An 11,985-nucleotide genomic window follows, 5' to 3' on the forward strand; every position below is an offset into this window, starting at 1 on the left:
CCTTTAATTGACTCCAGTAACCTTCGCAACCGCAAGTATCGAACAGATTCGACCGTCGCTTACAGGCCAGCGCGCGTCCATTGCGACCGTGCTGATTTCCCTTCGGTGATGTCGGGTCGTATCGGTGCATGTCGGCCATGATCAGTGCGCGTTCGCCACCCTTTCTTGCTGATTATCGAGGCCAGCCACGGCCGGTTAAAGCGCCGCGTGGACGGCTTTTCAATTCCGGGTCCGGCCTTCATCGGACGATCAGGAACCTGTCAGGTGCGGTTGCTTGGATCGCGGGTACCGCCGACCGCGACCAGTGAAAAAAGAGGTGTGTGATGGGGGCCGTCCGTCAGCCGCTCCGTGTGGGGGTCCTGTTGCCGACCCGGGAGCAGGCGATCCTCGGCGAGCACAGCGCCTCCTCCCTGCTGGACTTCGCGCGACGCGCCGAGCAGCTCGGCTTCGACTCCCTGTGGACGGGCGACTCGCTCACCGCGCGCCCACGGCTGGACCCCCTGGTGGTGCTGTCCGCCGTGGGCGCGGTGACCCGCCGAGTACTGCTGGGCACCGCGGCCATGGCACCGGCGCTGCGCCACCCGCTCATGGCCGCGAGCATGGTCAGTAGCCTCGACCACCTCAGCTCCGGCCGGCTCGTCCTCGGCGTGGGATCCGGCTTCCCGGGGGCGGAGACCGACGAGGAAATGGCAGCCGTGGGCGCCTCGTCCGCCGCCCGGGCCGGCACCCTCGACGAGATCACCGCGCTGTGGCGGACGGCCTGGAGCAGCACCCGGCCCGGCGCGCCCAAGCACTTCACGGGCCCGCACTGGCAGGAGGAGGGCCTGGACCGGCTGATCCGCCCGGCCGCACTGGACGGACCGCCGCTGTGGCTCGCCGCGGGCGCCGACGGCGCCCACGCGCTCGAACGGGCTGCCCGCCTCTACGACGGCTGGCTGTCCTCCCGTACCTCGGCCGAGTCCTACGCCGGTGCCCGTCGCCGCTTGGAGGACCTCTGCCGACGTGCGGGACGCCGGGCCGGCGCGGTGACCCCGGCGCTGTATCTCACGGTCACGGTCGGCCCGGACGAGCACGGGGCCAGGGTCGAGCTGGACGACTATCTCGAACACTGCTACGGGCGCGCCCTGGAGCAGATGTCGGCCATGCGCGCCTGCGCGTGGGGGCCCAGCGAGCACTGCGCCCAGCGCCTTGCCGACTATGTGCGGGCGGGCGCCCGGCACATCCTGCTCCGCATCGGATCGCTGCGACCGGAGACACACCTGCGGGAGATAGCGGACGTACTCGTATCCAGGGCCCGCCAGACAGATCAGGAGAGCACATGAGCACCCTCGGCCGCACCCGACGTGCCCGCTGGTTCACCAGCACCGGGGCCGACCCCCAAGCGGACCACCAGGTGTTCCTCTTCCCACACGCGGGCGGCACCGCCCCGGCCTACCAGGCGTGGGCCGCCACCCTGCCCTCCGCCATGGACGTGCGTACCCTGCAACTGCCCGGACGCCAGGAGCGGTTGGGCGAGGAGCCGTTCACCGACGTGGAGCAGCTGCTGGACGTGCTCCTGGAGGTCTTCGAGGCCGAACTCGACGGTCGGCCCTATCTGCTGTTCGGCCACAGCTTCGGCGCGCTGCTCGCCTACCGGCTGTCCGTGGCCGCCGCACAGAACGGCCTGCAGGCCCCCACGCTCCTCGGCGTCTCGGCCTGGGCACCGGCCCTGGAACCGGCCGCCGAACTGGCCCGCGTCGCCTCCATGTCGGACGACGAACTCCTCGACCGGGTGAGCCAGTTGGGTTTGATGCCGGAGGGTGCGACGCTCGATCCGGCCATCCTGGTCTCGATCATGCCCGCGCTGCGCGCGGACTTCCTGGCCGCCGGCAGCCTGCGCGAGGACGGTGAACCGGCACCCTGCCCGGTCGCGGCCTACTGCGGCACCGCCGACCCCATCGTGGCACCCGGCGACATGGCCGCCTGGGCCGACCACTCCGCCGACTTCCTGGGCGCGACCCAGTTCCCCGGCGGACACTTCTTCCTCTTCGAACACACCGCGGCCCTCCAGCACAGCCTGGACCGCCATCTGCGCCGCCTGTCCGCCCGGACCTGACGACCACGCCCCCTCACGGAGGGGCGGGAAGATCACTTCCTCAGCCGACGGGAACAGCGGAGGCGGTGCGCTGGTACTCAGCGAAGTCCATGCTTCTACCCGCACCCGGATGTCCACAGGATCACGGCGGCCGGGGCTGCGCTCTCGCCCCACTTCGACGCGCTGCCCGCACCTCGCTCGCCGACCAGCCCGCCGTCATGACCCACTGACCCCGTCAGGGACGCCGGACCACGACCGGACCCCATCGCTCCCCAAAAACGATCAAGGGCTGGTCCCGGAGTTCTCCAGAACCAGCCCTCAATTACGACTCTTTCGAGTCGGGACGACAGGATTTGAACCTGCGACCCCTTGACCCCCAGTCAAGTGCGCTACCAAGCTGCGCCACGTCCCGGCACCGTCTGACCTGGGCTGTTGCCCGGGCCGAACGTGCATGAGAACGATACCGCACTCGGACCGGTACTTACGAACTCCTTCTCCTTGACCTCAACCATGGTTGAGGCTGGACGATGATCAGCATGACGAAATCCACCGGAGCGGTCCGCCGCACGCACAGCTACGCCGACCTGAACCGTCTGATGGGCCTCATGACCGGCGACGAGAAGCACGGGCCTGCCGCCACCTCCACCCTGGACGTGCTCTGGGTGCTCTACGACCGGGTGCTGCGGGTCGGCCCCGCGACCGTGGACGATCCGGATCGGGACAGGTTCCTGCTCTCCAAGGGCCACGGGCCGATGGCCTACTACGCGGTGCTCGCCGCCCACGGGTTCTTCTCGGAGGAACTGCTCCGGGGTTTCGGCTCGTTCGACTCGCCGCTGGGCCAGCACCCCGACCGGTTGCGGGTGCCGGGCGCCGAGATCGGCAGCGGGTCGCTGGGACACGGCCTCCCCCTCGCGGTCGGGACCGCCCTGGGGCTGCGGGCGCAGGGACGCACCGATCCCCAGGTCTGGGTACTCGTCGGGGACGCCGAGCTGGACGAGGGCAGCAATCACGAGGCACTCGCCTTCGCCGGGCCTGCCGGCCTGGAACGGTTGCACACCGTGGTGATCGACAACCAGTCGGCGACCTACGGCCGCCCCGGCGGGATCGCCGCCCGCTTCGAGACCGCCGGGTGGTCGGTGGCGAGCGCGGAGGGCGGGGACCACGAAGCCCTCTACGCGGCCTTCACCGCCCCGCACCCCGGCCGGCCGCACGCCGTGGTCGCCCGCACCGCACCGAAGCGATGACCGCTGCCCCGTACGACCGTGACCGGACCCCCCACATACGCCCCCTGCGTCCACCCCCTTGCATCCGCCCCTTGCCCCCAGCCCCAGTAGCGACCGGAAGGCCTCCTCGTGGACACCATGCGTGACCGCTTCATCGCCACCACCACCGAACTCCTCGACCGTGATCCGCGTCTGGCTCTCGTGCTGGCCGAGATCAGCCGCGACGGCTTCGCCCGGGCCGAGCGTGACCATCCGGACCGGGTGATCAACGTCGGCATCCGCGAGCAGCTGCTGATCGGCGCGGGTGCCGGGATGGCCCTGACCGGGATGCGGCCCGTCGTCCACACCTTCGCGAGCTTCCTGGTCGAGCGCCCCTTCGAGCAGGTCAAACTGGACTTCGGGCATCAGGGCGTGGCCGGGGTGCTGGTGAGCGCCGGCGGCTCGTACGACTTCCCCGCGGGTGGCTTCACGCACATGTCGCCCGGTGACGTGGCGCTCATGGACACGCTCGACGGCTGGAGCGTGCACGTGCCCGGCCACCCGGACGAGGCGGAGGCGCTGATGCGGCGCGCCGCCGCCGGGGACGGCAGGGACTACCTGCGGTTGTCGCTGCAGACGAACCGCCGGGCCATGCCGGTGGACGGGAACGGCTTCCTCACCGTGCGCGAGGGTACCCGGGGCGTCGTCGTCGCGATCGGTCCGACGCTGGACGACGTGCTCGACGCGACGGAGGGGCAGGACACGACGGTGCTGTACGCGGCCACGGTACGGCCCTTCGATCTCGGCGGGCTCCGCAGGGCGGCGGGGGCGGGCACCGCCGACGTGGTGCTCGTGGAGCCGTACCTCGCCGGTACCTCCGTGGCGATGGCGACCGAAGCCCTGCTCGACCTCCCGCACCGGGTGCTGGGCTTGGGGGTGGGCCGCGCCGAACTCCGCCGCTACGGACGGATGGACGAGCACGTCGCGGCGCACGGGCTCGACGCAGCGGGGCTGCGGAGCCGCATCACCCACTTTCTGACCGGCTGACGGAGTGCCGCGCGGGCGGGCGGCCTTCGTCCGTCTCCTCAGCGGCGGGGCAGCTCCCGGCGGTCGATGTGGCCCATCAGTTCCTGGGCGAGCGCCTTGATCGTGACGAGGCCCGCGCGCCCCCACGGCCGGGGGACGGTGTCGACCGCGCAGACGGTGCCGAGCGCGACGCCCGTGCCGTCGATGAGCGGAGCCCCCAGATAGGAACGGATCCCTATGCCGTCCACGACCGGGTTCCCGGCGAAGCGCGGGTAGTCGCAGACGTCGTCGAGCACCAGGGCCTTGCGCCGTACCAGGACGTGCGGGCAGTAGCCGTGGTCGCGGGCCATGTAGCGGTCGCTCCGGTTGCTGTGCGCGGCGGCCGTTCCGAGGTCGCCGCCCCCCTGGTTCCCCGCGGGTGTGTGCAGTCCGGCGAAGAACTGACGGTTCTCGTCGATGAAGTTGACCATGGAGAAGGGGGTGGCCGTCACGGCGGCGACCCGGTCCGCGAAGTCGTCGAAGTTGTCGAAGGTCGTGTCCGGCCGCTCCCCCAGGCCGAGCCGGCGCAACCGGGCGGCCCGGGCGGAGCCGTCGCGGTCGACCGGCGTGAGCACCTGCCTGCCCGTCACGGATGCGCTCCGTACGTCTGGAGCGGGGCCGGTGCCGCGGTGGCGTTGATGAGGTGCTGGAGAAGCGTCACCAGCGCGCCCGTACCGGAACTGGCGATCCGGGCGTCGCACAGGACGACCGGGACGCCCGGGGGCAGGTCGAGCGCGGACCGGACCTCGTCGGGGGCGTAACGGTAGGCGCCGTCGAACTCGTTGACGGCGACGATGAAGCCGATGCCGCGCCGTTCGAAGAAGTCGACAGCGGCGAAGCACTCTTCGAGGCGCCGGGTGTCGGCGAGCACCACCGCGCCCAGGGCACCCCGCGACAGCTCGTCCCACATGAACCAGAAACGTTCCTGGCCGGGGGTGCCGAAGAGGTAGAGGACGTGGCTCTGGTCGAGGGTGAGCCGGCCGAAGTCCATGGCCACCGTGGTGGCCCGCTTCGACTCGATTCCGTCGAGGTTGTCCGTACCCACGCCGATCTGGGTCAGCAGCTCCTCCGTGCTCAGGGGGGCGATCTCGCTGACGGCGCCCACGAACGTCGTCTTGCCGACCCCGAACCCACCCGCGACCAGGACCTTGAGGGCCACGGGGAAGGGCGCGGGGCGGGCGGTGCTGTCAGAGTTGTCGTCGTAGACCATCGAGCACTGCCTCCAGCAGGGTTCGGTCGGTGGGCATGTCCTGGAAGGCGGGGGCGTGCGCGGTGACGGCCCCGCAGTCCACCAGGTCGGAGACGAGGACCTTGGCGACCGTCGCGGGCAGCCGCAGATGGGCGGCCACCTCGGCGACGGACGTGGGGCCCTCGCAGAGCCCGAGCGTCACGGTGTGTTCGTGGCCCAGGTGGGCCTGCGGTTTCCTGCCGGTCGCCATGATCAGCGAGAGCAGGTCGAGTTCGGTCGTCGGCCGGGTCCGGCCGCTGCTGACGGTGTACGGCCGGACGAGCCGGCCGGCCGCGGCGTCGAGCAGCGGCCCTTCCTGAGCCCGCACCCTCACAGCCCCGGGGTGAACGGTGTCCCCGCCATGTGCCGTGCCGGGGTGGCCAGATACGGTCGCACGCTCTTGACCAGCATGGTCATCTCGTATCCGAGGACCGCCGCGTCGGCCTCACGGCCGGCGAGAACCGCGAGGCAGGTGCCGGAACCGGCGGTGGAGACGAAGAGCAGGGTCGAGTCGAGTTCGACCACGACCTGACGCACGTCACCGTTGTCCCCGAACCTGGCCCCGGCGCTGCGGCCCAGGGAGTAGAGCCCGGCCGCCAGGGCGGCCATGTGGTCCGCGCTGTCGGAATCCATGCCGTGCACCGACTTCACCAGCCCGTCCGCGGACAGCAGGACGGCACTGCGCGTGTACGGAACACGCTGGACGAGTCCGCTCAACAGCCAGTCCAGGTCGGCGGCCTGACCGGACGTCATTTCGCTCGGCATGGTGCATCTACTCCTTGTACGTGTTCTCGTGACGGGGGTCGGGGTTCTCGTGACGGGAGTCGGGGCGGCCCGGGGCTCCCCTGTCGGAGGGTGCGGCGGGCGCGCGCACGGGCAGCGGGGTGAGCCGCCGGGCCGGTGGCGCGGCCGGAGCGGCGTACGGGGCGAACCCCGGGCCGGCGGAACCCGGCCCCGCGGACCCCGGCGCGACGGAGGCCGGCGCCGGGTGACCCGGCACGGTGGGCCCCGGCGCTACGGGCCCCGGGGCCGAGCCGGACCCGGACGTGGGCGGGAGAGCGTCGCCCCCGGCGACCGGCGGCTCCGTGTCCTGCGCCGACCGGGCCTCCGCCAGGTCGATGCCGCGGCGGAAGGCGGCGACGAGTCCCGGATCGTGCACCGCGTGCTCGTCCGGGACGCGGCGCACCGGGGCCTGGCGGAGCTGCGGCACCAGGTTCTCCTGGTTGGTCCGCCGGGGCAGTTCGGGGCGTGCGGGGGACACGGGCTCCGCGGAGGGGTACGCAGCCGGTTCGGCGTGCCCGGAGGGCGCGGGGTGGGGTGCCGTGGGCTCCGACCGTTCCGAGGTGCGCTGCGGCAGCGGCGGGGCCTGGGCCTCGCGGCGGATCTGTCGCGGTGGTTGAGGCCCTCCCGGAGCCGGAGCGCCGGGCGTTGCGGGTGCGACGGGCGCCGCACCGGGAGGCCGGAGCCGGCCCCCCACGGGCCGGAGCTGCTCCTGCGGCGCCGAGGTGAGCTGCTCGTGCGCGGAGTGCGGGGGAAGCCCCGAGTGCGCGGAGTGCGGGGGAAGCGCCGAGTGCGGGGAGTGCGCGGGCCCCGTCCGGTCCGGGGCGGGTGGGAGCTGCTCCTGGACCGGCTGCCGCCCGCGGTCCTGGCCCACCGGAAGGACGGGTGCCGACGGTGCCTCGGCGAACGCCGGTGCCGGATGGGCCCGGGGACCGGAATCCTGGGCCGGCGGCCGGTGCACGGCACCGGGCGGGGGCACCGGGACGCCCTCCGGTGGGGTGGTGGTGTCGCTCTCGGTGCCGAGCAGAACCTGCGGGAGGACCAGGACCGCCTGCGTGCCCCCGTAGATGTTGCTCTCCAGCCGGACCGCGATGCCATGGCGACGGGCCAGCGCGGAGACGACGAAGAGCCCGATGCGGCCGTCCTGGAGGAGGTGGGCGACGTTGACCTGGTCGGGGTCGGCGAGCAGGGCGTTCATCCGGCTCTGTTCCTGGCCCGGCATCCCGAGCCCGCGGTCCTCGACCTCCAGCGCGAAGCCCGCCGTGACGGGCTGGACGCGCAGCAGGACCTGGGTGTGCGGGGCGGAGAACACCGTGGCGTTCTCCACGAGTTCGGCCACCAGGTGGATCACGTCGGCGACGGCGTGCCCGCGCAGGGTGCCGTCGATGGGCGGGACCAGCTTGACCCGCGGGTACTGCTCGACCTCGGCGATGGCGGAGCGCAGCACCTCGGTGAGGGTGACCGGGTTGGACCACTGCCGGCGGGACACGGCCCCGCCGAGCACGGCGAGGTTCTCGGCATGGCGGCGGATGCGGGTCGCCAGGTGGTCGACGTGGAAGAGGCCCTTCAGGAGGTCGGGGTCCTCCACCTCGTGTTCGAGTTCATCGAGAATCTGGATTTCGCGGTGCACCAGGGACTGAAGGCGACGCGCGAGGTTGACGAAGACCTCGACCTTCTGTTCGTTGCCCGCGCTGCTGAAGATCTGGGACGCCTGGGCCACGGCGGCCACGGCGGCATCCTGCGAGCGGGCGATCTCCTGTCCCAGCAGGTCGAAGGCGTCCGCTCCCGGGGCGGTGGTCTGCGGAGCCCTGCGGGCGGGCAACTGCTCCCCGGCGCGGATCTGTTCCAGTGCCCGCTGCAGGTCGGCCTGGCCCCGGGCATTGGCCCGGCGGAGCGCCTGGGCGCGGTCGAGCAGCCCGGCCGACACCCGGTGGGCGCCGATGCACGCCGCCACGACGGCCGTCACGGCCAGCGCGCCGGATCCGCCGAGCGCCGTCAGCAGACTGCCGGAGGGACGCACCCCGGAAGCCCGTACGGTGAAGATGACCGCGGCGGCACCGCTCAGCAGAGCGGCCACGGTCGGCAGCAGCGCCGCCCGCACCATCTGGCCGCGTATCCGCAGCTCCGATGGCGGCTGCGCGGTGCGCGGCTTGGCGGCGGTCTGGGAACGGCCCGCCGGGCGGCCGTGCCGCCCGCTCTCTCGGCGATCCGGTCGCGCTTCTGGTGCGCGAAGTTGAGACATCAGCGTCCTCGGTACGTGGGGCACCCGGAATCGTTCATGCGGTGGCACCAAAGGGGGTCGGTCAGGCTCCGGATCAACCGGGCGGGCTCGAAGAACATGAGCCCATCGTTGATCACTGAGCACACACGGTAGTCGTCGACGCGGCGGGTGGGAGCGCCAGTTGTCGAACTTGCCCGCCGTCCGTCCCGCTCTGGTATGACGGCCCGAACTGACAACCGAATTCGAGTCACTCTTTTCGCACACCGGACCGGCGGGGCCGACCGGCGCAAGTAACCCCCGCGCGACCTCCGGCCCTCCGCTCACGCACCCGGCAGGCCACCGCGCGGCCGCACCGGCGGACGATGCACCCGTCCGACGGTCGCACGCGTTCAAGACGTGAACGGGCCGGCCGGAAAACTGTCGCGGGAGGTCGACAGAAGGTCCGTACCAGCACCTTGACGCCCCCTGTTCCCCTCACTTAAATCAAGTAGTGAATTAACAACCGGCATCATCCTCTCCGGGTGTCGGCCCATGCCGCGATCCGCCATGCCCTCATCTGTCATGCCCATGGCAAGATGCCCCCCCACGCGAAGTGAAGTGATGATCATGCGAACCCCGATGAGGCGCCGACTGGCGCTCTCCGTCGCGTCCCTGCTGTGCTGTTCCGGCGTGCTCCTGGCCACCCCGGCCGGCGCGGCACCCGTGACCGCGGAGAGCACCGCCGCGGCGGCTGCGGCCACCACGACCTTCTCCGACGACTTCAACGGCGCCGCCGGGTCCGCGCCCGACGGGAGCAAGTGGCAGACCGAGACCGGCGACAACGTCAGCAACCACGAGCGGCAGTACTACACGGCGGGGGCGAAGAACGCCCAGCTCGACGGCCAGGGCAATCTGGTCATCACCGCCCGCAAGGAGAACCCCGCCAACTACCAGTGCTGGTACGGCACCTGCCAGTACACCTCGGCGCGGCTGAACACCTCGGGCAAGTTCACGTCGACGTACGGACACGTCGAGACCCGGATGAAGATCCCGCGCGGCCAGGGCATGTGGCCGGCGTTCTGGATGCTCGGCGCGGACCTGGGCAGCGTCGGCTGGCCCAACAGCGGTGAGATCGACGTCATGGAGAACGTCGGTTTTGAACCGGGCGCCGTCCACGGCACCATCCACGGCCCCGGGTACTCCGGCTCGGCGGGCATCGGTGCGGGTTACTCCCTGCCGAACGGCCAGGCGTTCGCCGACGCGTTCCACACCTTCGCGGTCGACTGGGCCCCCAACTCCATCAAGTGGTCGGTCGACGGCAACGTCTACCAGACGCGTACCCCCGCCGACCTGGGCGGCAACAGCTGGGTGTTCAACAAGCCCTTCTTCATCATCCTCAACCTCGCGGTGGGCGGTTACTGGCCCGGCGACCCCGACGGCTCCACGCCGTTCCCCGGCCAGCTCGTCGTCGACTACGTGCACGTCACCACCAGTGACGGCGGCACCACCCCTCCCCCGGCCTCCGGCGGTTCGATCACCGGCATCGGCGGCAAGTGCGTCGACGTCGCCGGAGCGGCCACCGCGAACGGCACCGCCGTCCAGCTCTACGACTGCAACGGGTCCGCCGCGCAGAAGTGGGCCGTCAACTCCGACGGCACCATCCGGGCGCTGGGCAAGTGCCTCGACGCCAAGGACGCCGGAACCGCCGACGGAACCCAGCTCCAGCTCTGGGACTGCAACGGCACCGCCGCCCAGAAATGGGCCGTCCCCGCGGCCAAGGACATCGTCGGCATCCAGTCGAACAAATGCGTGGACGCCACCGGCAACTCCTCCGCCAACGGCACCCGGCTCCAGCTCTGGACCTGCAACGGCACCGCCAACCAGAAGTGGACGGTGAACGCCGCGTGAGCCCCCGCACCGGCGGCCGCCGCCGGCTCCCCTCCCTGGCACTCCCCGCAGCACTGCTCCTCGCGGCGGGAGCCTCCCTCGTCTCGCTGCCGGTCACCGCGCAGGCCGCGGCGACCGCCACGGGCACGATCACCGGCATCGGCGGCAAGTGCGTCGACGTCGCCGGAGCGGCCACCGCGAACGGCACCGCCGTCCAGCTCTACGACTGCAACGGCAGCGCGGCCCAGCAGTGGGCCGTCAACTCCGACGGCACCATCCGGGCGCTGGGCAAGTGCCTCGACGCCAAGGACGCCGGAACCGCCGACGGAACCCAGCTCCAGCTCTGGGACTGCAACGGCACCGCCGCCCAGAAATGGGCCGTCCCCGCGGCCAAGGACATCGTCGGCATCCAGTCGAACAAGTGCGTGGACGCCACCGGCAACTCCTCCGCCAACGGCACCCGGCTCCAGCTCTGGACCTGCTCCGGCACCGCCAACCAGAAGTGGACGGCCCCCTCGGGCGGTGGCACGCCCGCACCCGGCGGGACCATGGCCGTGGCCCCGTACCTGTACAACGGGTGGGGCAGCCCGCCGGATCCGACGACCGTGATGAACGCGACCGGGGTGAAGTGGTTCACCCTGGCGTTCGTCCTGAGCAACGGCTACTGCAACCCGCAGTGGGACGGCTCGCGGGCGCTGGCGGGAGGAGTCGACCAGCAGACGGTCAACACCGTGCGCGCGGCGGGCGGTGACGTCATCCCGTCGTTCGGCGGCTGGAGCGGCAACAAGCTGGAAAGCTCCTGCTCCAGTGCGGGCGAGCTGGCCGCCGCGTACCAGAAGGTCGTCAACGCGTACGGCCTCAAGGCGATCGACATCGACATCGAGGCGGACGCCTACAGCAGCGCCACCGTGCAGCAGCGCACGGTCGACGCGCTGAAGACCGTCAAGGCCAACAACCCGGGTCTCAAGGTGTACGTCACCTTCGGCACCGGCCAGAGCGGTCCCGACAGCTCACTGATCAACCGGGCCGCCTCCTCGGGGCTGACCATCGACAGCTGGACGATCATGCCGTTCGACTTCGGCGGCGCCGGGCAGAACATGGGCACCCTCACCACGCAGGCCGCCGAGGGCCTGAAGAACGCGGTGAAGAACGCCTACGGGTACACCGACGACCAGACGTACCGGTCGATCGGCATCTCGTCCATGAACGGGGTCACCGACGACAACGAGACGGTGACGGTGAACGACTTCCGCACCATCCTCGCCTACGCCCAGCAGCACCACCTGGCGCGGCTGACCTTCTGGTCGGTCAACCGTGACCGGCCGTGCACCGGGGGCGGCGCGGACACCTGCTCGAACGTCAGCCAGCAGGCGTGGGACTACACCCGCGTGTTCGCGCAGTACACGGGGTGAACCGCGGCGTGGGGGGGGGGGGGGGGGCCGGGCCGCCCCCCCCCCCCCCCCCGGGGGGGGGCCCCCCCGGGGGGGCGGGGGGGGGGGGGGTGGTTAAACCGGCCGACCACACCCCCCCCGGGGCACGGCCGGGCGGC

The 11,985-nt window shown here is 71.6% G+C and carries 11 protein-coding genes and 1 tRNA gene; 6 read left to right on the forward strand and 6 right to left on the reverse strand.

What is annotated here, in order from left to right; all coding sequences use genetic code 11:
- Positions 1–323: 323 nt before the first annotated feature.
- On the forward strand, positions 324–1,322 hold the full coding sequence (locus tag ACFYPN_RS24660; protein WP_358762595.1) for an LLM class flavin-dependent oxidoreductase: 999 nt from the start codon (positions 324–326) through the stop codon (positions 1,320–1,322).
- Positions 1,319–2,095: an alpha/beta fold hydrolase gene (locus ACFYPN_RS24665; RefSeq protein ID WP_358762593.1), complete on the forward strand. Its 777-nt coding sequence runs from the start codon at positions 1,319–1,321 to the stop codon at positions 2,093–2,095. The genes ACFYPN_RS24660 and ACFYPN_RS24665 overlap by 4 nt, the downstream gene beginning before the upstream one ends.
- Before the next feature lie 317 nt (positions 2,096–2,412).
- Here ACFYPN_RS24665 and ACFYPN_RS24670 read toward each other — a convergent pair.
- Positions 2,413–2,486 (reverse strand) — tRNA-Pro (locus ACFYPN_RS24670).
- 124 nt (positions 2,487–2,610) lie between these two features.
- Between ACFYPN_RS24670 and ACFYPN_RS24675 the strand changes: the two genes are divergently transcribed.
- Together ACFYPN_RS24675 and ACFYPN_RS24680 are read left to right on the forward strand one after the other, a co-directional pair.
- Positions 2,611–3,318 (forward strand): transketolase, encoded by a 708-nt coding sequence (locus ACFYPN_RS24675; protein WP_358762591.1) that lies wholly within the window; start codon positions 2,611–2,613, stop codon positions 3,316–3,318.
- A 108-nt stretch (positions 3,319–3,426) separates the two neighbouring features.
- The gene (locus ACFYPN_RS24680) at positions 3,427–4,323 is read left to right on the forward strand and encodes a transketolase (RefSeq protein WP_358762589.1); all 897 of its coding nucleotides are present in this window, start codon (positions 3,427–3,429) and stop codon (positions 4,321–4,323) included.
- Positions 4,324–4,361: 38 nt separating this feature from the next.
- Here ACFYPN_RS24680 and ACFYPN_RS24685 read toward each other — a convergent pair whose 3' ends face one another.
- The 5 genes from ACFYPN_RS24685 to ACFYPN_RS24705 are packed head-to-tail and all read right to left on the reverse strand — an operon-like array spanning position 4,362 to position 8,591.
- Positions 4,362–4,931 (reverse strand): GAF domain-containing protein, encoded by a 570-nt coding sequence (locus tag ACFYPN_RS24685; RefSeq protein WP_358762587.1) that lies wholly within the window; start codon positions 4,929–4,931, stop codon positions 4,362–4,364.
- Complete coding sequence (locus ACFYPN_RS24690) at positions 4,928–5,551, reverse strand: ATP/GTP-binding protein (RefSeq protein WP_358762585.1); 624 nt, start codon at positions 5,549–5,551, stop codon at positions 4,928–4,930. The genes ACFYPN_RS24685 and ACFYPN_RS24690 overlap by 4 nt, the downstream gene beginning before the upstream one ends.
- On the reverse strand, positions 5,529–5,903 hold the full coding sequence (locus ACFYPN_RS24695) for a DUF742 domain-containing protein (RefSeq protein WP_358762583.1): 375 nt from the start codon (positions 5,901–5,903) through the stop codon (positions 5,529–5,531). Before ACFYPN_RS24695 ends, ACFYPN_RS24690 begins: the two co-directional genes overlap by 23 nt.
- Positions 5,900–6,334 (reverse strand): roadblock/LC7 domain-containing protein, encoded by a 435-nt coding sequence (locus ACFYPN_RS24700; protein ID WP_358762581.1) that lies wholly within the window; start codon positions 6,332–6,334, stop codon positions 5,900–5,902. Before ACFYPN_RS24700 ends, ACFYPN_RS24695 begins: the two co-directional genes overlap by 4 nt.
- Positions 6,335–6,341: 7 nt before the next feature.
- Positions 6,342–8,591, reverse strand: coding sequence for an ATP-binding protein (locus ACFYPN_RS24705; RefSeq protein WP_358762580.1), 2,250 nt, complete (start codon positions 8,589–8,591; stop codon positions 6,342–6,344).
- Between the two features lie 585 nt (positions 8,592–9,176).
- Here ACFYPN_RS24705 and ACFYPN_RS24710 point away from each other — a divergent pair.
- Together ACFYPN_RS24710 and ACFYPN_RS24715 are read left to right on the forward strand one after the other, a co-directional pair.
- Positions 9,177–10,457: a ricin-type beta-trefoil lectin domain protein gene (locus tag ACFYPN_RS24710; RefSeq protein ID WP_389301078.1), complete on the forward strand. Its 1,281-nt coding sequence runs from the start codon at positions 9,177–9,179 to the stop codon at positions 10,455–10,457.
- Entirely contained in the window at positions 10,454–11,848 is a 1,395-nt protein-coding gene (locus ACFYPN_RS24715) for a ricin-type beta-trefoil lectin domain protein (RefSeq protein WP_389301081.1), read from the forward strand. Before ACFYPN_RS24710 ends, ACFYPN_RS24715 begins: the two co-directional genes overlap by 4 nt.
- Positions 11,849–11,985 lie beyond the last annotated feature (137 nt).

Source organism: Streptomyces sp. NPDC005576 (genome assembly GCF_042871745.1).
Classification (GTDB): domain Bacteria; phylum Actinomycetota; class Actinomycetes; order Streptomycetales; family Streptomycetaceae; genus Streptomyces.